At 73.1% G+C, this 18670-nt stretch carries 15 protein-coding genes; 4 read left to right on the top strand and 11 right to left on the bottom strand.

Annotated elements, in window-relative coordinates; all coding sequences use genetic code 11:
- Window positions 1-7: 7 nt before the first annotated feature.
- Both QWJ13_RS16340 and QWJ13_RS16335 read right to left on the bottom strand, forming a co-directional pair.
- Window positions 8-763 carry an acyltransferase gene (locus tag QWJ13_RS16340; RefSeq protein WP_316525263.1) on the bottom strand — a complete coding sequence of 252 codons (756 nt, stop codon included), beginning with the start codon at window positions 761-763 and terminating at the stop codon, window positions 8-10.
- 122 nt (window positions 764-885) lie between these two features.
- On the bottom strand, window positions 886-1659 hold the full coding sequence (locus tag QWJ13_RS16335; RefSeq protein ID WP_316525261.1) for an enoyl-CoA hydratase family protein: 774 nt from the start codon (window positions 1657-1659) through the stop codon (window positions 886-888).
- Between the two features lie 661 nt (window positions 1660-2320).
- On the opposite strand from QWJ13_RS16335, the gene QWJ13_RS16330 reads away from it, so the two are divergent.
- A complete protein-coding gene (locus QWJ13_RS16330) occupies window positions 2321-2725 on the top strand; it encodes a RidA family protein (RefSeq protein WP_316525260.1) in 405 nt (134 codons plus the stop codon).
- Between the two features lie 108 nt (window positions 2726-2833).
- Here the strand turns inward: QWJ13_RS16330 and QWJ13_RS16325 are convergent, their stop codons facing one another.
- Window positions 2834-4144, bottom strand: a complete 1311-nt coding sequence (locus QWJ13_RS16325) for an MFS transporter (RefSeq protein WP_316525259.1) — start codon at window positions 4142-4144, stop codon at window positions 2834-2836.
- Between the two features lie 130 nt (window positions 4145-4274).
- On the opposite strand from QWJ13_RS16325, the gene QWJ13_RS16320 reads away from it, so the two are divergent.
- Both QWJ13_RS16320 and QWJ13_RS16315 read left to right on the top strand, forming a co-directional pair.
- Window positions 4275-5261 (top strand): ArsR/SmtB family transcription factor, encoded by a 987-nt coding sequence (locus QWJ13_RS16320; RefSeq protein WP_316525258.1) that lies wholly within the window; start codon window positions 4275-4277, stop codon window positions 5259-5261.
- A 232-nt stretch (window positions 5262-5493) separates the two neighbouring features.
- Complete coding sequence (locus tag QWJ13_RS16315) at window positions 5494-7797, top strand: glycosyl hydrolase family 18 protein (protein WP_316525257.1); 2304 nt, start codon at window positions 5494-5496, stop codon at window positions 7795-7797.
- A gap of 143 nt (window positions 7798-7940) precedes the next feature.
- On the opposite strand, the gene QWJ13_RS16310 is transcribed toward QWJ13_RS16315, so the two are convergent.
- Window positions 7941-9113 carry a geranylgeranyl reductase family protein gene (locus QWJ13_RS16310; RefSeq protein ID WP_316525987.1) on the bottom strand — a complete coding sequence of 391 codons (1173 nt, stop codon included), beginning with the start codon at window positions 9111-9113 and terminating at the stop codon, window positions 7941-7943.
- 394 nt (window positions 9114-9507) lie between these two features.
- On the opposite strand from QWJ13_RS16310, the gene QWJ13_RS16305 reads away from it, so the two are divergent.
- Window positions 9508-10872: a dipeptidase gene (locus QWJ13_RS16305; RefSeq protein WP_316525256.1), complete on the top strand. Its 1365-nt coding sequence runs from the start codon at window positions 9508-9510 to the stop codon at window positions 10870-10872.
- Here the strand turns inward: QWJ13_RS16305 and QWJ13_RS16300 are convergent.
- The 7 genes from QWJ13_RS16300 to QWJ13_RS16270 form a co-directional block, all read right to left on the bottom strand.
- Window positions 10848-11795 (bottom strand): DUF4184 family protein, encoded by a 948-nt coding sequence (locus tag QWJ13_RS16300; protein WP_316525254.1) that lies wholly within the window; start codon window positions 11793-11795, stop codon window positions 10848-10850. The genes QWJ13_RS16305 and QWJ13_RS16300 overlap by 25 nt on opposite strands.
- Before the next feature lie 80 nt (window positions 11796-11875).
- A complete protein-coding gene (locus QWJ13_RS16295) occupies window positions 11876-12943 on the bottom strand; it encodes an NUDIX hydrolase (protein ID WP_316525253.1) in 1068 nt (355 codons plus the stop codon).
- 487 nt (window positions 12944-13430) lie between these two features.
- Window positions 13431-14306, bottom strand: a complete 876-nt coding sequence (locus QWJ13_RS16290; RefSeq protein WP_316525251.1) for a C40 family peptidase — start codon at window positions 14304-14306, stop codon at window positions 13431-13433.
- Between the two features lie 298 nt (window positions 14307-14604).
- Window positions 14605-16026, bottom strand: coding sequence for an AMP-binding protein (locus QWJ13_RS16285; RefSeq protein ID WP_316525249.1), 1422 nt, complete (start codon window positions 16024-16026; stop codon window positions 14605-14607).
- A gap of 210 nt (window positions 16027-16236) precedes the next feature.
- Complete coding sequence (locus QWJ13_RS16280; RefSeq protein WP_316525248.1) at window positions 16237-17199, bottom strand: electron transfer flavoprotein subunit alpha/FixB family protein; 963 nt, start codon at window positions 17197-17199, stop codon at window positions 16237-16239.
- A 45-nt stretch (window positions 17200-17244) separates the two neighbouring features.
- Complete coding sequence (locus QWJ13_RS16275; protein ID WP_316520395.1) at window positions 17245-18030, bottom strand: electron transfer flavoprotein subunit beta/FixA family protein; 786 nt, start codon at window positions 18028-18030, stop codon at window positions 17245-17247.
- Window positions 18031-18295: 265 nt separating this feature from the next.
- Window positions 18296-18622, bottom strand: coding sequence for a thioredoxin family protein (locus QWJ13_RS16270; protein WP_316525247.1), 327 nt, complete (start codon window positions 18620-18622; stop codon window positions 18296-18298).
- Between the last annotated feature and the right edge of the window lie 48 nt (window positions 18623-18670).

The raw sequence follows: 18670 nt of genomic DNA, 5'->3' as shown, positions 1-18670 counted from the left end.
GGCCGCCTCAGCCCTGCTCACCCGGCAGCCGCAGGTCCCAGCCGACCAGCGCCCGCAGTTGCTCCGCCGTCACCCCGTCCGGCACCGGCTGCGGAGCGTCGTGGCGCAGCGGCGGCTGCCAGCCCTCCTCCTCGGTCCAGCGGCGCACCACCTTGGCCGGCGCCCCGGCGACGACACTGTGGTCGGGCACCTCGCCGCGCACCACCGCCCCCGCCGCGACCACCACGTTGCGGCCGATCCGCGCCCCCGGCAGGACCACCGCGCCGGTGCCGATCCAGCTGCCCGCCCCGATCTCCACCGGTTCGTTGCGCGGCCACTGCTTGCCGATCGGCAGCTCGGTGTCCCGGTACTCGTGTGCCTGGTCGCTGATGTAGACGCCCGGCCCGGTCCACACGTCGTCGCCGATGACGATCGACTGGTGGCCGACGATGTGGCTGTCGCGGCCGATCACGCAGCCGCCACCGATCCGGACGATCGGCTCCGGCCCGAGGTCGAGTCCGGGCAGGAACCCGGCGCTGATGGTGACTCGCTCGCCGATGATCGAGAACGGCCCGACGGTGATCCACTGTTCGTTGAACACCGCCCCGAGCGGAAACGCGAGGCTCGTGCCGTCGCCCAACTCGCCGAACCGGTACGGGCCGGGGTTGCGATTGGTGACCGCGCCGGTCCGCTGCACCCAGCGCCAGCCCCGGTGAACGAGGCGTCCGGCGACGCGGCGGCCACCGGCCCGGACGGCTGAGACGAGGGAACGGGTTATCGGCATGCGCTCACGTTACCGGCCCGTAGCGTCCGCCCGTCCGTCGGGAGGCCGACATCACAGCGGCCGCGGCCACGCGTGACGGCCAGGCCCCGGGCGGGCCGACGGAACACCCGGGGCCCTCGCCGTCAGCGCACCCAGCGGGCGGGCCGCTTCTCCAGGAACGACCGCATCCCCTCCTGCGCCTCCGCCGAACCGAACAGCCGCGCCGACAGCTCCACCAGCTCCTCCGCGTCCCGCTCGAAGGAACGCACCACCTCGGCGTTGGCCAGCCGCTTCGACTCCGCCAGGCCCTGCGGGGAGCCCAGGCGCAGCGCGTCCAGCAGGCCCTTCAGCACCACATCGGTGTCCTCGGCGGACTCGGTGGCGCTGGTGATCAGCCCGATCCGGGCGGCTTCGACGGCGTCGAAGACCTCACCGGTGAGGTAGTAGCGGGAGGCCGCGCGCGGCTCCAGCTTCGGGCGCAGCGGCAGCGAGATGACGGCGGGCGCCAGGCCGAGCCGGACCTCGGTGAAGGCGAAGGTCGAGGCCGGTCCCGCGACGGCGAGATCCGCCGCGCCGACCAGGCCGAGGCCGCCCGCCCGTACGTGCCCGTCGATCACGGCGATCACCGGCTTCGCGCAGTCGACGATCGCCCGCTGGAGCTCGACCAGGCCGCGCGGGCCGACCGTCGGATCCGCGCCGGTCGCCTCGGAGAGGTCCGCGCCCGCGCAGAACACCTTGCCGGCGTGCCCGAGCACCACCGCGCGGACCTCCGGGTCGGCCGCGGCGGAGGCCAGTCCGGCGTGCAGCTCGGCCATCAGCCGGGTGGAGAGCGCGTTGCGGTTGTGCGGCGAGTCGAGGGTGAGCGTGGTGACGGCGTCGGCGGTGCTGACGCGGACGAGGGGCGCTGCGCTGGTCATCGGCGGGGCCTGCCTTCCGGCTGAGGGTGGGTCGGACTGCGGGCGCGGTCCGGAACTGCCCGGACGACGCCCGCACGACTCTGGCACGCCCACCCGCCCCTCGGCCAGAGCCAATCCCGTCCGGTGGCCGGAGATGGACGGCCCGGCGACCGGAGTCGGCAGGCGTTCGCGCCGGGCCGACATCCGGTGGTGACGGTCGGCGCGCCGGCGCCAGCACGGTGGCCCTTCCCACCGCCACCCCTGTCCTGCTGCTCGCGCCGCGCGACAACGAGATGGGCCTGCAACTACGCACCGCCCCCGGACGAAGGCCCGGCGGGACGCCTGAGGGGAGGCCGCCGACGTGTTCGTGTTCGCCCGTGACGTCCTGGCCGACGCTGCGGCGGGCACACCGCCGCCGAGCCCTGCCGTGGTCGACATTGGGCGGAGAAGCAACGGGAGTTGGGCCTCGGCGGAGGCGAACGCGGCCTGGGACAGTGGGGGTTACGCCGCCGACCCGGGACGCGTCCTCGACGTAGTGCCTCGCGCGGCCGGACGGGCTGAACAACTCCCCTCCTCCGAGCGGCCGTTCCTCCGCGAGCTGCCCGAGGTGGTGCGCTGCGAGGTGGGAAGCGATAGCTCGGTGGCTTGCGGGAGCGATGGATCATGGCCCAGGATCCGCCTCATGACCACCTCTCACCTCACCCACATCACCGAACCGCCGGGGGTCGCCCCCGGTACCGGTTACACCCAGGTCGTCACCGGCACCGGGCGGCTGGTCCAGATCTCCGGCCAGGTCGCCTTCGACGAGCACCGCAACGTGGTCGGCGTGGGCGACCCGAAGGCGCAGGCCCATCAGGTCTTCGAGAACCTGCGCCGCTGCCTGGCCGCCGCCGGGGCCGGGTTCGAGGACGTCGTGAAGTTCACCTTCTTCATGACCGACATCGCCTACCTCCCTGCCATTCGTGAGGCCCGTGACGAGTACCTGGGCTCCGGCCCCCTGCCCGCGGCCTCCGCCGTCCAGGTCGCGGCGCTGTTCCGGCCCGAGGTGCTGATCGAGATCGAGGCGCTGGCGGTCGTTCGGGAGTAGTGCGCGGGGAGCGGACGGAGGACAGCGAACAGACGACAGATATCAGATAACAGATGACAGACATTGAAATCTGTCATCTGTTCGCCGTCACCTGTCGCCCGCCCTCCGTCATCTGCCCCGCCGCCCGGCCCAGCGCACGGCGGGGCGCATGCCCAGGCCCGCCGCCGCCAGCAGCCCGCCCAGGACCATCCACCCGGTCATGCCGTACCCGATCACCAGGGTGCTGACCAGCGCCGGGCCGGCCATCATCGCGGCGGCCGTGCCCGCGTTGAACACGCCCTGGTAGGCGCCGTGGTCGCGTTCGCCCGCGAGGTCGTAGCTGAGCGCCCAGCCGCCTGCCTGCCCGACCACCTCGCCGAGCGACTGGAGGGCCACCCCGCCGATCACCACCACCGCCGCGAGGACCGCGGGCAGGCCATGGGCGAGCGCGATGACCAGGCAGGAAGCAGCAAGCAGCAGCCCGGCCCGACCACAGGCCCGGGTGGCGCCGGCCCGCTCCTCGGTGCCCCGGGTGGCCCGCATCTGAAGGGCGATCACCAGCAAGGTGTTGACGATCAGGGTGCCGGCGACGGTGATCCGCGGCGCGTCGGTCTCCTGGACGATCCAGAGCGGCACACCGACCTCCAGAACGGCGAACTGTAGGCACAGCACGGCGTTCAGCACCGTCACGGCCAGGAACGGTCCGTCCCGCAGCGCCGGGTTCCGACGGCTGCCCTGGTCGGCGCCCTCGCTGGAGGGGGTCGGCAGACTCACCACGCCGTCCTCCACCGGCTCGCCCGCCGACGGTTGCCGCAGGTCGGCGAGGCGGTGGAACAGCACGGCGACGACCGTGAAGGAGGCGGCATCGGCCAGGATCGCCGTCAGGTAGACCGGTCGGGTGTCCAACTGGAGCGCGACGGCCCCCAGGGCGGTGCCCCCGCAGAGGCCCACGTTGGTGACCACCCGCAGGTAGGCCCGGCCCGCCACCCGGCGGTCGGCGGGCAGCACCTGGGCGTAGAGCGCGTTTCGTACCGCGGCGGACCCCCGGTCGACGGCGGACACCAGGCAGGCCAGCGCCACGAAGGCCGGGTAGCTGTGCACCAGCGCGTACCCGGCGGTGCCGATCGCCTGCACCGAGACCAGCGCGACCAGTACCCTCCGGGCACCCCAGCGGTCGGCGGCCCGCCCGGCCGGCACGCTGGCGACCACCCCGCACAGTCCGGCGGCGGTCAAGCCCAGGCCCAGCTGGGCGGCACTCAGACCGAGCACCCGGGTGAAGAACAGCACCGCGACGGCGAGGGACAGTCCGTTGCCCACCGTGTTGATCAGGGTGATCCCGGCCAGCCGACGGACCGCCGGATCGGGGTGCAGGCGCCGCCGCAGAGCGGCGAGGGCTCCGTCGGCACCCGTCTTCGCGGTCACCGCGGGACCTTCGGGCATGGCAGGGGAAGGTGCGGAGGACTCCGCCGTCGGGGTGGTCATGCGGCGATCCCACCTCTCGACGGACCGGTCCGGCTACTCCTTTAGGCTCTGGCTGAATCCAAGGCCCGATCCCGTAGAAGGACGCCCCGTGCACCGGTTCACCCTCCGCCTGGCCGACCTCGCCACCACGTGGTTCGCCGCCTCCCCGATCCACGAGGCGGTGCTGAGCCTGCGAATGTGGACCCACCCGGGCGTCTACCACCTCCAGACCCGGACCTTCGAGCAGCTCAGGCCCTCCTTCGAACGTCTGGACTCACGCCTGCTGCTCGCGCTCGTCGCCGAGAGCCGTTTCGTCCCGGACTTCCTGACGCCCCGCCCGACCTCCCCCTCCCCCGAATTCCGCGCCGAACTCGCCACCGTCCGCGCACTTCCGCCGGAGCAGCTGCGGCCCGAACTGGAGCAGACCTTCTCCCTGCACGGTCAGGCGATGCCGACCGTGCTCGCCTCCGGACTCGCCGACCCGGAGCGGTTGTTGGCGCGGATCACCGATGCCCTGGAGGAGTACTGGGAGCTGTGCCTCGCGCCCAACTGGTGGCCGCAGGCCCGCGCGGTGCTGGAGGCCGACCTGGTCTACCGCGCCCGGCTGCTCGCCCGACACGGCGCGGCGGCCCTCTTCGCCGACCTGGACCACCGGCTCCACTGGGAGGACGGGGTGCTCTCGGTCGACCGGCAGTGGACGGACGGGAACGTGGAGACCCCGGTGGACGGACGCGGCCTCGTGCTCTGCCCGACCTTCTTCGTCCGCGGCGCGATCACGATGATCAGCAACGAGCGTGCGCCACAGATCAGTTACCCCGCCCGCGGCCAGGCGGGCATGGCCGTCGGGGGCGTGCCGACACCGCCACGGGCCCTGGAGGCGCTGGTCGGCGCGCCGAAGGCCCGACTGCTGGGCCTGCTGGCCGAGGCCGCCTCCACCACCGACCTCGCCTACCGCCTCGGCGTCACCCCGGGCGCCGTCAGCCAGCACCTGTCCGTCCTCGCCGCCACCGGCCTGGTCACCCGGGCCCGTCACGGCCGCTCGGTGCTGTACCGCCGCAGCCCGCTCGGGGACGAGCTGACGGGGACGAACAGCTGACGGACGACGGGTGACAGAGAACAGAAAACAGATGACAGGCGACAGATAACAGAAGTTGAAATCTGTCACCTGTTCCCTGCCGCCCCTCAAGTGGTACAGACCTGTTGACGCATTGGTCCAGTCCTCCTACAGTGCCCATGCCCCGCCTCCCCACGGCGCAGGCACCGATCGCACACGGATCACCCCCGGTTCTACGTCACCCTGTTCAACCCCCACGATCACAGGGAGAACCATGTCCGCTCGATCCCGGGCCGGACGCCCGCGCGTGCGCAGCAGACTGCTCGCACTGCTCAGCGTCCTGCTCCTCCCCCTCGCCGCGCTCACCGCGCTGGCCGCCCCGGCGAACGCCGCCGGAAAGCTCACCGCCACCTTCACCACCGCCAACAACGGCTCCTGGTGGCAGGGCACCTACATCGTCCACAACGACAACGCGACCGCGGTGAGCGGCTGGACCCTGGAGTTCGACCTCCCGACCGGCGTCACCATCGGCAACAGCTACAACGGCACCGCCACCGTCAACGGCCAACACGTCACCGCCACCGCCGCGTTCTACAACTCCACCGTCAACGCCCACAGCACCACCGAGCCGTACAGCTTCTGGTTCGTCGGCAACGGCCCGGTCTCCACCCCGCTCAACTGCCGGATCAACGGCGACAAGTGCGACGGCACCCCCGACGTCCCGCCGTCCGCTCCGGGCACCCCGACGGTCACCGAGTCCACCGCGCACACGCTCGCCCTGAACTGGTCGGCCGCCACCGGCGGGGACTTCCCGGTGGCCTCCTACGACGTGCTGAACGGCAGCACCGTCCTCGCCTCCAGCACGACCACCAGCGCTCTGGCCACCGGCCTCACCCCGGCCACCTCGTACACCCTGACCGTCCGGGCCAAGGACAGCCGCGGCAACACCGGTCCGCTCAGCGGGTCCGTCACCGCGTCCACCTTCGACCCGTCCACCGACACCTCACCGCCCACCGCGCCGACCAACCTCCGCTCCACCGCCGTCAGTTCGTCGGACGTGACGCTCGCCTGGAACGCCGCCACCGACAACGTCCGGGTCGCCGCGTACGACGTCTACCAGGGCGGCACCCTGGTGGCCACGGTCACCGGCAGCACGCTCACCGCCACCGTCGGCAGCCTCTCACCGTCCACCACCTACACGTTCACCGTGAAGGCCCGCGACGCCGCCGACAACGCCTCGCCCGCCTCCGCCCCGCTCACCGTGACCACCTCGGACCTGGTCGGCGCCGGCAAGTACGCCCGGGTCGGCTACTTCGTCCAGTGGGGCATCTACGGCCGCCAGTACTTCGTCAAGAACCTGGACACCTCCGGCGCCGCCGCCAAGCTCGACGTCATCAACTACGCCTTCGAGAACATCGATCCGGTCAACCTGACCTGCATGGCCGGCGTCACCAAGGGCACCACCAGCAACCCGGAGGACCCGGACCAGGGCACCGGCGCCGGTGACGCCGACGCGGACTACGGCCGGCCCATGAGCGCCGACCAGTCGGTGGACGGCGTGGCCGACGACGGCTGGGGCAAACTCCGCGGCAACCTCAACCAGTTGAAGAAGCTGAAGGCCAAGTACCCGAAGCTGAAGGTGGTCGTCTCGCTCGGCGGCTGGACCTACTCCAAGTACTTCTCCGACGTCGCCGCCACCGACGCGTCCCGCCAGAAGTTCGTCAAGTCCTGCGTCGACACCTGGATCAAGGGCAACCTGCCCGCCTACAACGGCGCCGGCGGCGACGGTGTGGCGGCCGGGATCTTCGACGGCTTCGACATCGACTGGGAGTGGCCCGGCTCCGGTGACGGCCACCCGGGCAACCACTGGAGCGCCAACGACAAGGGCAACCTGACCCTGCTGCTCGCCGAATTCCGCAAGCAGCTGGACGCGTTGGGCGGCTCGCACAAGCTGCTCACCGCCTTCACCCCGGCCGACCCGGCGAAGGTCGCCGCCGGCTGGGACCTCTCGAAGATCTTCGGCTCGATGGACATCGCCAACGTCCAGGGCTACGACTTCCACGGCTCGGGCAGCGACAACTCCTGGGAGCCCAACCGCACGGGCCACGCCTCCAACCTCTACAACGACCCGAACGACCCCTACACCAACCACTTCAGCGTGGACACCGCCGTCCAGACCTACCTGAACGCCGGGGTCAACCCGCGCAAGCTCACCATCGGCTTCCCGTTCTACGGGCGCGGCTGGCAGAGCGTCGCGGACGGCGGCGCGAACGGCGCTTGGCAGTCCGCGAACGGCGCCGCACCGGGCCAGTTCACCGACGAGGCGGGTACCCGCGGGTACAACAACCTGATCACCAGCCTCTCCAACCTCACCGTCTACCACGACCCCAAGTCCGTTGCGACGTACGGCTACACCGGAGCCGGCGGCCAGTGGTGGACCTTCGACGACGCCTGGTCCATCTCGCAGAAGACGGCCTACCTCAAGTCGAAGAACCTGCTCGGCGGCATGATCTGGGAGATGTCCGGTGACACCCCGTCCGGCACCCTGATGTCCGCCCTGGACACCGGGCTCAAGTAGCCCCTGCCCCAAGGGAAACGGGGCCGGTGTCCTTCCTCCCGCCGAAGAAGGACACCGGCCCCACGTCACACCGGCCCCGCATCACGCCGGCCCCCCCCATCACGCCGACGCCAGGCCCTGACACAAGGCCCTACGGCGAAGCCCTACCGCGAGGCCATCGCCGTCAGCCGCCGCGCCGCCCGGTACTGCCGCAGCACCTGGGAGAAGGACATGTGTCCCTGGGTCGTCCGGGCGAAGGCCCGCCAAGCCGCCGGCACCAGGCAGACCGCCGCGTGGAACAGGTACGGCCGCCGCTCGAAGGCGCCCAGCAGCTGCTTGCCCGCACGCATTTCCACACCCAGCCCAGCCTTGACCGCGAAGGCGTAGTTCAGCGCCTCGCGCCGCACCGTCGCCGCGTCACCCGCCTCGGCGACCTGCACCGCCCACTCGCCGGCCAGCCGGCCCGAGCGCAGCGCGTACGAGATGCCCTCGCGGGTCCACGGCTCCAGCAGTCCGGCCGCGTCCCCGGCGACCAGCACCCGGCCGCGGGAGAGCGGCGAGTCCTCGGCCCGGCAGCGGGTCAGGTGCCCGGACTCGACCTGGGGGGTGAACCCGGACAGGCCCAGTCGGCGGATGTAGTCGGCCAGGTACTGCTTGGTCCGCTCGCCGTCGCCGCGGGCCGAGATGACGCCGACGGTCAGGCTGCTGGTCTCGGTCTTCGGGAACACCCAGCCGTAACTGCCGGGCAGCGGGCCCCAGTCGAGGTGGACCCGGCCCGCCCAGTCGGCGGCGACCTGCGCCGGCACCGGGATCTCCGCCTCCAGGCCGAGGTCGATCTGGTCGAAGGTGACGCCGACGTGCCGGGCGATCCGGCTCGCGCTGCCGTCCGCGCCGACCACCGCGCGGGCCTCGAAGGTGCGCCCGTCGGCCGCCGTCACCAGTGCCGTCCGGTGCTCGCCGCCGCGCTGCTCGACGCCGGTGACGGTCACTCCGGTGACCAGCACCGCCCCGGCCTGCTTGGCGGCCTGCACCAGGCGCAGGTCGAACTCGTCCCGGTTGACCAGGCCGAACAGCATCTTCTTGGACCGCCGCGTGCGGGTGTACTTCCCGTCGTAGGCGAAGGTGACGGCGTGCACCCGGTCCTGCAGGGGCAGCCGGAAGTCCGGCGGCAGGCTGTCCCGGGAGGGGCCGATGATGCCGCCGCCGCAGGTCTTGTACCGGGGGTGTTCGGCCTTGTCGAGCAGCAGCACCCGACGGCCCCGGGCCGCGGCGGCGTGCGCGGCCGAGGAGCCCGCCGGTCCGGCGCCGACCACCACCACGTCCCAGACGCCGTCCAGCGGCGAGGCCGCGTCATCGGTCGCACTGGCATCGGCCGTGCTGGCAGCGGTCGTACTCGCGTCGGTCGCGCCGGCCTCGGTCGGACTGGCGTCGATCGGACCGCCCTCGATCGGGCTGTCGAGCGGGCTGCGGGAATCGGAGCTTCCGGAGTCAGTCACGACGAGCAATCCTATGCGTCCGCCCGCACCCCTCGGGCGCACCGCCCCGACACCCGCCGCCCCGACACCCGCCGCCCCGTCACCCGCCGCTGCGACGCCCACCGCCCGGCCCGCACCACACCCTCGGACCCCGTACCCGGGAGCCCCCCGCACCGCTCCGCCTATGATCGGCACTACCCCAACCACTTCCTCCGCCCACCCCACCCCCAGGGCGGACCGCCCCCTCGGAGCCCCGATGTCACAGCCCCTGGCCGACGCCGTCCGGTCCCTGATGGACCGTGCCCGCACCGACCTCGCCGAGCTGGTCGCGTTCCCCTCGGTCGCCGACCCGCGCCAGTTCCCGGTCGAGGAGTGCGAGAAGGCCGCGCGCTGGGTCGCCGACGCCTTCGCCGCCGAGGGCCTGACGAACATCCGGCTGCTGGACACCCCCGACGGCACCCAGTCCGTGTACGGCGAGCTGCCCGGCCCCGAGGGCGCGCCGACCGTACTGCTCTACTCCCACTACGACGTCCAGCCCCCGCTGGACGAGGCCGCCTGGATCAGCCCCGCCTTCGAGCTGACCGAGCGCGACGGCCGCTGGTACGGGCGCGGCGCCGCCGACTGCAAGGGCAACATCCTGATGCACCTGACGGCCCTGCGGGCGCTGCGTCAGGTCCACGGCGACACCTACCCGGTCGGCCTGAAGATCATCGTCGAGGGCTCCGAGGAGCAGGGCACCGGCGGTCTGGAGCGCTACGCCGAGGCCCACCCCGAGCTGCTCACCGCGGACGCCATCATCATCGGCGACACCGGCAACTTCGCCCCGGGCCTGCCGACCGTGACCGCCTCCCTGCGCGGCATGACGGTGGTCGAGGCCACCATCACCACGCTGGCCGGCAACCTGCACTCCGGTGCCTTCGGCGGCGCCGCCCCGGACGCGCTCCAGTCCCTGGTCCGGGTGCTGGCCTCGCTGCACGACGAGCACGGAGACGTCGCGGTGGCCGGCCTGGCCGCCGACCAGAGCTGGACCGGTGTGCAGTACCCGGAGGAGCAGTTCCGCGCCGACGCCAAGGTGCTCGACGGCGTCGCCCTGACCGGCACCGGCAGCATCGCGGACCGCCTCTGGGCCCGCCCGTCCGTCACCGTCCTCGGCATCGACGCCCCGCCGGTGATCGGCGCCACCTCGTCCGTCCAGGCCACCGCCAAGGCCCTGATCAGCCTGCGGATCCCGCCGGGCGTGGACGCGGGCGCCGCCCAGGACGCCCTGGTCGCCCACCTGGAGGCGCAGGTCCCGCTCGGCGCCCGGCTCACCGTCGAGCGCCAGGGCACCGGCTCCCCGTTCCGCGCCGACACCAGCGGCCCGGCGTACGAGGCGATGGGCGAGGCGATGGCCGAGGCCTTCGGCACCGAGATGGTCGCCTCCGGCGAGGGCGGCTCGATCCCGCTCTGCAACACGCTGCGCTCGCTCTACCCGCAGGCCGAGATCGTGCTGATCGGGGTCGAGGAGCCGACCACCCAGATCCACGCGGTCAACGAGAGCGTCGACCCGCAGGAGCTGGAGCGGATGGCCCTCTCCGAGGCGCTGTTCCTCCGCCGCTACGCCGAACTGCGCTCCGTCTGACGAACGCTCCGGCGAACACCCTGACGATCACCCTGACGAACGTCCTGACGGGCGTTCTGACGGGCGCTCGAACCGACGCCCCGCGAGGCCTCCCGAGGAACGTCCCGAGGAACGTCCCGGGAAACGTCCCGAGCGCCGTCCCGCCGCCCGCCGCGCAAGCGGCGGGCGGCCGCCACCACGGCCGCATAGCCGACCGCGCCCACCGCGAGCCCGGCGCCGGCGCCGAAGCAGACCTCCGGCACCAGGTTCCGCCGCAACGGGCTGAGCCGGTGCAGCACCCCGGCGGCCGTCGCCGCCCCCAGCACCGCGACGGCCGCCCGCCGGGCCCCCGGCGCGAGCCGCACGGACGGCCGCACCGGCTCGACGGCCCGCACCGCACGCGCCGCCCAACCGCTCATCGCCGCCAGGGCGAGGGCCGAACTGCCGTACTGCAACGCCTCGTACAAGGGGACGCCGGCCACCGGCCGGTCCAGTACGGGCAGCAGCCGCACCCCCAGCCGGCCCCCGTGGGTGAACGCGTCCCACCCGACGTGGGTGGCCGCACCGATCGCCGCCGAGGCCGCGAACCACGCCGCGGTACCCACCGGGCCGCTGCCGGTACCGGCTGCGGTCCGCCGGACCGTCAGTGCCTCGGCACCGCCCGCCCAGCGTTCAGGCAGCAGCGCCACCAGCGGACCGCGCAACAGCCCGTGCCAGCCGGCCACCAGCGCTCCGGCGATCGCCACGTCCAGCGTCGGCACCGCCCACCAGCGGTGCGTCAGCCCGCCGTGGCCGTACACCCCGGGCAGCAGCGACTCGGCGAAGAACGGCACGTCCGGCGCCATCGACCCGGCGACCAGCGCCGACGCCACCAGCGGCCCGCGCACCCCGGCGGCACGCAGCAGGGGCAGGACGGCAGCGGGGTGGCTCAGCGTGAACGGCATGCCCCCATCCTCCCGCCCACGCCCGCCACCCGACGAACCGGGAGGACCGGGAGGACCGGGAGACTCCCGGCGGCCGACCGCTACGCCACATCCGCCGCGCGAGCCAGCCCGACCGCCACCCGGCTCCCCGCCTCCAGGTACCGCAGCTCACCGCTGCGCCGCGCGTCCAGCGCCGCCGCCAGCCGCCGGTAGCGCCCCGGTGGCAGCAGCTCGCCGGCCTCGTCCAGGGTGACGAAACGCCAGCCGCGCAGCTCCTCCTGCTGGAGCAGCAGGCTCTGCCGACCTTCCGCGCCCAGCAGGCCGCCGTCGTACATCAGCCGCAGCCCGCCGCGCCGCGGTCCGGTGCGCGGCTCCCAGTCGACGGCGAGCAGCCGCAGCGCGGACGGGTCCAGGCGCAGGCCCAGTTCCTCGGCCGTCTCGCGCAGGGCGGCGTCGGTGGGGGCCTCGCCGCGCTCGACCACCCCGCCGGGGAAGTCCCAGTCCGGTTTGTAGACGGGGTCGACGAGCAGCACCCGGTCCTGCTCGTCGAAGAGCAGGACGGCGGAGGCCACGGTGTCCCCGGTCGGGTCCGGGGTCTGGACGATCGGGCAGCGGGCGGCGCCGACCCGGACCAGCTCGGCGATCCGCAGCGCGGTCTCCCGGGGGGAGAGCGCGCTGGTGTCGATCATCCGGGCGTCCCCGACCAGCCAGCGGCGGGCGGCGCGGTAGGTGGGCAGGTGTTCGAGGCACCAGGTGCGGACCCGCTCGCTGGCCTCCGGATCGCCCGGACACTCCTCACGGTGGGCTATTCGGTCACGCAGGATCGTTTCTTCAGGGTCCAGCGCGAAGTGGTGCACCGCGATCCCGTGCGAGGCCAGGCCGCCGAAGATCTCGTCCCGGTAGTCCTCCCTGAGCAGGGTCATCGGAACCACCAGCGGGCCCCCGACCTCCCCGATCAGCGCCGCCGCCGTCTCGGGGACGAGTCGGCGCCAGGCCGCCAGGTCCTGGAAGTCGGACACCGTGGTCAGCCGGTCGTCCGGGAGCAGTCGACGCAGGCCGAAGCCCACCAGCTCGGGATCGAAGAGGACGCTCCCCGGCAGCAGTTCCACCAGCTCACGACAGGCACTCGTCTTGCCCGCCCCGAATGTGCCATTGACCCAGACGATCACAACGTCCCCTGCCCTCGACTTCCCCCGATGCCGTTCGCACCGGGCAGCGCCCCCGTCGGCCGAACCAGCGCCACCCGTGGTGGTACCCGCGCCACGCCGCTCCCCATGCCTCCGGTCACCCCTGCCCACGTGCTCCGGCCCGCCCCATGACAGCGGCATGTGCCCAGGTCAGGCACCCATGGACGGGAATATGCAGACCGGTCAACATCAAAATTGCACCCCTCCCCCACTGCTCGGGCACAGGAGGCCAGGTGGGTCGACTTCTCGCGCACGCCCCACTCATACGCCCCTTGTGCGCCCCGCACACCCCTCGCGCTGCCACCCGTCCGCTCCCCGCACGCGTCGTGCACGCCCCGCGCACGGAAGCGCCTGCCGGGGGCGCCGGACGAACCAGCGCCCCCGGCGGACGGATCAACGCCCCCATGCCGGCGCCCCGGACCGGCGCCCCCGGATCAATCGGATCAACGCCCCCGGGCCGGCGCCCCCGCTACGGCCGTCCCATGTACGCCGGGTAGTAGCCGCTGCTGATCCGCGAGACCCGGATGTTGGTCCCCGGCCGCGCGGCCTCGACGTACTCGTTGTCACCCAGGTAGATCGCCACGTGCTGGATGCCCCGGGGAGTCCCGTCCGGGGACCAGAACAGCAGGTCACCGCGGCGCAGCTGGCTCGCACTGATCGGCGTGGTCGCCGCGTACTGGTCGTTGGCGACGCGTGGCAGGTCGATCCCGCCGCGCCGGAAGGACTGCTGCACCAGGCCCGAGCAGTCGTAGCCGTCCGGCCCGTTGCCGGCCCGCCGGAACGGCACGCCCAGCTGGGCGAGCGCGAACTGCACGGCGGTCTCGACGTCCCGGTCCTCCGCGACCTCGTCGAAGTAGCCCGCGCGCACGGTGCCCGCCGATTCGGAGCCGCCCCCGGTGCGGTCCAGGTAGATGTCGTAGTGCGAGGTCCAGCGCCATTCGCCCCTGCTGTTGCGGAACCAGTACCGCTCGCCGTCCCAGCCCTGCTGGATCCCGCCGGAGGAGGACCTGGTCGTGGACTTGGCGCCCGACGAGCCGGACCCGCCCCCGGTGCGCGCCAGGTAGACGTCATAGTGCGAGGTCCAGCGCCACTCGCCCTGGCTGTTCTTGAACCAGTACCGCGAGCCGTCCCACCCTGCGTGCGCCGGAGCGCTCTCGGCGGCCGCGGGGCTGACGGCGGTGCCGAGCCCGATCACGCCCACCCCGGTCGCGATCACGGCCACCATGGCTATCCCCCGACGGAGCCGCGCGGTGCGGGACGGGCGGGGGGCAGGAGCGGTGGCAGCGTCCTGCTGCCCGGTCGGTTCGCCGGGCGCGGTCGGCGCGCCGGTGTTGACGGTGGTCATCGTGCTGACTTCCTTCACTGCTGCGGATCGCTGCGGTTTGCAGCGGCTTGCTGTGGCCGGCCCTGGCCGGCCGTGCGGTCCGGCAGAGCCCCGCCCGGCACGCCGTGGCTTCCGGTCCTGCGACCGGAAGCCACGGCGCGTCGCCCAGCGATTCGGTTCTGCCTGCGTGTCACGTTAGGCACGCGTCCGCTCACAGCGCGCAGTGGAGTGCGCCAATGGAAGGGTCACGGGTGGTGAGCACCGACGGCGCATCAGAGTGAACGTCCGTCATCGCCGGCGGTCTCCGACACGCCCTCCGTCACCGGCCGCCGGCCTGCGCCAGCAGCTGCTTCTTCAGCACCTTGCCCAGGGCGTTCCTGGGCAGTTCGGGCACCAGGACGACCTTGCGCGGCCGCTTGTGCACCGAGAGCCGCTCCGCCACGAAGGCCGTCAGCTGGTCCCCCGTCACGGCACCCTCCGCGATGACGTACGCGACGATCGCCTGTCCGAGGTCCTCGTCCGGCACGCCGACCACCGCCGCGTCGGCCACCGCCGGGTGGTCGCGCAGCGCGGCCTCCACCTCGCCCGCGCCGATCCGGTACCCGCCGCTCTTGATCAGGTCCACCGAGGCGCGGCCGACGATCCGGTGGAACCCGTCCGCGCCGATCACCGCGACGTCGCCGGTGCGGAACCAGCCGTCCGCCGTCCAGGCCTCGGCGTCCGCGTCCGGCCGGTTGAGGTAGCCGCTGAACAGCGTCGGGCCGCAGACCTGGAGCTCGCCGACGCTCTCCCCGTCGTGGGGCACCGGCGCGCCGTCCTCGCCGACCAGCCGGGTGCTGACCCCGTCCACCGGCAGCCCGACGCTGCCGGGGCGCCGCTCGCCGTCCGCCCGGGTGCTGACGGTGATCAGCGACTCGGTCATCCCGTACCGCTCGATCGGGGCGTGCCCGGTGAGCGCCGCCAGCTTCTCGAACACCGGGACGGGCAGCGGCGCGCTGCCGGAGACCAGCAGCCGGGCCGGGGCGAGGCGGGCCGCCGCCTGCGGGTCCGCCGCCAGCCGGGACCAGACGGTGGGCACGCCGAAGTACAGGCTGCCGCCCGCCGCCGCGTACCCCGCCGGGGTGGGCCGCCCGGTGTGCGCCAGGGCGCTGCCGGTGCGCAGGGCGCCGAGGACGCCGAGCAGCAGCCCGTGCACGTGGAACAGCGGCAGGCCGTGCACCAGGGTGTCCTCGGCGGTCCACTGCCAGGCGGCGGCCAGGGCGTCCAGGTCGGCGGCGATCGCCTCGCGCCGGATCACCGCGCCCTTGGGCGCGCCGGTGGTCCCCGAGGTGTAGAGCACGAAGCCGGTCGACGCGGCGGCCGGCTCGGCGTACGTGGTGGCGGAGCGCTGCACCGGGTCGACCGGCAGCCCGGCCACGGAGGTCCCTTCCGGCAGCGCCTCCCCGGCGGCGTGCGCGAGCAGCGCCGCGCCCGAGTCGCGCAGGATGTGCTCGCGCTCCTTCGGCCCCGAGTCGGGCGGCAGCGGCACCACCGGGACGCCCGCCAGCAGACCGCCGACCACGGCCGTGACGGTCTCGACGGTGGGCCGGGCGAGCACCGCGAGCGCCGGGGCGCCGGCCACCCGGTCGGCGACGGCGGTCGCCGCGCCCAGCAGTTCCTCCCGGGAGAGCGTCCGCCCGTCGATCCGCAGCGCGTCCGCCGCGTCGCCGAAACCGCCCTGAAGTGCCGTCAGCAGTGCCATGCCACCGTCCTCGCCTCGTCCCCTGCCGTCCGCGCCGCGCCCGTGCGCCACGCGCTCACCGCGCGTGCCCGCCTCCGCGTCACGCGCCGGCGCCGACTCTACGGGCCGTCGCCCCGCCCACCGCGCTTCGGGGACCGTCGAACGGCTCCGGGGACGGCGAAGGGCGTGGCACCGAGCACTCGGCGCCACGCCCTTACGGCTGTGCGGCGATCAGGCCTTGCGGGCCTTCACCTCGGCGGTGAGCTGCGGCAGCACCTGGAACAGGTCGCCGACCACGCCGTAGTCGACCAGCTCGAAGATCGGGGCCTCGGGGTCCTTGTTGACGGCCACGATGGTCTTCGAGGTCTGCATGCCGGCCCGGTGCTGGATGGCGCCGGAGATGCCCGCCGCGATGTACAGCTGCGGGGAGACCTGCTTGCCGGTCTGGCCGACCTGGCTGCTGTGCGGGTACCAGCCGGCGTCCACGGCGGCGCGCGAGGCACCGACCGCGCCGCCCAGCGCGTCCGCGAGCTCCTCGACCACGCCGAAGCCCTCGGCGGCACCGACGCCACGGCCGCCGGAGACCACGATGGCGGCCTCGGTCAGCTCGGGACGGCCGGAGGACACCCGCGGGGTGCGCGAGGTGACCTTGGCGGCGTTGCCGGTGAACTCGACGGCGACGTTCTCGACGGCGCCCGCGGCCGGGGCGGCCTCGGGGGCGACGGCGTTCGGCTTGACGGTGATGACCGGCGCGCCCTTGGTGACCTTGGACTTCACCTGGAAGGACGCGGCGAACACCGACTGGGTGGCGACCGGACCGCCGTCACCGGCCTCCAGGTCGACGGCGTCGGTGATGATGCCGGAGCCGAGGCGCAGCGCGACGCGGGCGGCGATCTCCTTGCCCTCGCCGGAGGACGTGACCAGGACGGCGGCGGCGTCGTTGGCCTTGGCGATCTGGGCCAGGGCGTCGACCTTGGGGACGACCAGCTGGTCGGTGAACTCGGCGCCGTCGGCGACGTACACCTTGGCCGCGCCGTACTCGCCGGCCTTGGCGGCGATGTCGGCGGCGGCCGCACCGGCGCCCAGGACGACGGCGGACGGCTCGCCGATGCGGCGGGCCAGGGTCAGCAGCTCCAGGGCCGGCTTGCGGACCACACCGTCGGCGTGGTCCACCAGAACCAGGATCTCAGCCATGATTCGTTGCTCCTGATCGATCGTTGGATGCGCGAGCGGGTGGGATTAGATGAACTTCTGGTCGGCGAGGAAGCCGGCGAGCTGCTTGCCGCCCTCGCCCTCGTCCTTGACGACCGTGCCCGCGGTACGCGCCGGACGCGCCGCCACCGACTCCACCGCCGTCCACGAGCCCGCCAGGCCGACCTCGTCCGCCTCGATGCCCAGGTCGTCCAGGTCCAGCGACTGCACCGGCTTCTTCTTCGCCGCCATGATCCCCTTGAACGACGGGTAACGGGCCTCGCCCGACTGGTCCGTCACCGAGACCACGGCCGGCAGCGAAGCCTCGACCAGCTCGGTCGCCGCGTCACCGTCCCGACGGCCCTTCACCACACCGCCCTCGACCGACACCTCCGACAGCAGCGTCACCTGCGGCACACCCAGACGCTCCGCCAGCAGCGCCGGCAGCACACCCATCGTCCCGTCCGTCGACGCCATACCACCGATCACCAGGTCGAACCCGACCCGCTCCAGCGCCTTCGCCAGGATCGCCGACGTCCCGATCACATCCGAACCGTGGATGTCGTCGTCGTTCACGTGCACGGCCTTGTCCGCACCCATCGACAGCGCCTTGCGCAACGCGTCCTTCGCGTCGTCCGGCCCCACCGTCAGCACCGTCACCTCGGCGCCCTCGTTCGCCTCCGCGATCCGCAGCGCCTGCTCCACGCCGTACTCGTCCAGCTCCGACAGGAGGCCGTCCACGCCCTCCCGGTCCGTGGTGTGGTCGTCCGCGAAACGACGGTCACCCGTCGCATCCGGCACGTACTTCACACAGACAACGATCCTCAAGCTCACGGCCTTGTCTCCTGTACTGGTCTCGTCCGGCGGCTGCGGCGGTGCAAGCGGGCACGAACACGGAAGGCACCCGCTCCGGGCAGCGAATTCCCGTGCCGGTCCGGAACTTCCTGGCAGCATACTCGCCGGTAGCGCAGTGGTCACTACTGGCCAGTAGCTTATGCCGTACGGCTGCTCCGCCGCCTGCGCCCATCCTGCCCCAGCCAGGGGCCCACTCCACCCGACGGGGCGGAACGAAGTGGCGGAACACGGACGGCCGGATTCCTCACATCGCGTGGCCGAGCGCCGCGATCACGTCCACCGTGCGCGGCTGACCCGCCGCCCGCCGCACCACCCGGCCGGCGCCGTCCAGCACCAGGACGGTCGGTGTCCGCCGCACCTCCAGCCGGCGGACCAACTCCAGCCGCTCCTCGGCGTCCACCTCCACGTGCTCGACCCCGTCGACCATCCCCGCCACTTCGGAGAGCACCCGCCGAGTGGCGCGACAAGGCTGACAGAAGGCCGTCGAGAACTGCACCAGCGTCGCCCGCGCGCCCAGCGGCCCGCCCAGCTCCGCCTCCGACAGCCGTACCGCCCCGTCCTCGGTGCCCACCCTCGGCCTCCCGTCATCCCTGTCGAGCCCTGCGCCGACCCTGTTCGA

Source organism: Kitasatospora brasiliensis, assembly GCF_032654805.1.
Taxonomy (GTDB): Bacteria; Actinomycetota; Actinomycetes; order Streptomycetales; family Streptomycetaceae; genus Kitasatospora; species Kitasatospora brasiliensis.
Note: the sequence above shows the minus strand (reverse complement) of the source record. Positions and strands in the feature narration are given on the sequence as shown.

Bases quoted from the DNA above. Each gene is read 5' to 3' on its own strand.
- QWJ13_RS16340 (WP_316525263.1), bottom strand. From the start codon at position 763: ATGCCGATAACCCGTTCCCTCGTCTCAGCCGTCCGGGCCGGTGGCCGC.
- QWJ13_RS16335 (WP_316525261.1), bottom strand. From the start codon at position 1,659: ATGACCAGCGCAGCGCCCCTCGTCCGCGTCAGCACCGCCGACGCCGTC.
- QWJ13_RS16330 (WP_316525260.1), top strand. From the start codon at position 2,321: ATGACCACCTCTCACCTCACCCACATCACCGAACCGCCGGGGGTCGCC.
- QWJ13_RS16325 (WP_316525259.1), bottom strand. From the start codon at position 4,144: ATGCCCGAAGGTCCCGCGGTGACCGCGAAGACGGGTGCCGACGGAGCC.
- QWJ13_RS16315 (WP_316525257.1), top strand. From the start codon at position 5,494: ATGTCCGCTCGATCCCGGGCCGGACGCCCGCGCGTGCGCAGCAGACTG.
- QWJ13_RS16305 (WP_316525256.1), top strand. From the start codon at position 9,508: ATGTCACAGCCCCTGGCCGACGCCGTCCGGTCCCTGATGGACCGTGCC.
- QWJ13_RS16300 (WP_316525254.1), bottom strand. From the start codon at position 11,795: ATGCCGTTCACGCTGAGCCACCCCGCTGCCGTCCTGCCCCTGCTGCGT.
- QWJ13_RS16290 (WP_316525251.1), bottom strand. From the start codon at position 14,306: ATGACCACCGTCAACACCGGCGCGCCGACCGCGCCCGGCGAACCGACC.
- QWJ13_RS16285 (WP_316525249.1), bottom strand. From the start codon at position 16,026: ATGGCACTGCTGACGGCACTTCAGGGCGGTTTCGGCGACGCGGCGGAC.
- QWJ13_RS16280 (WP_316525248.1), bottom strand. From the start codon at position 17,199: ATGGCTGAGATCCTGGTTCTGGTGGACCACGCCGACGGTGTGGTCCGC.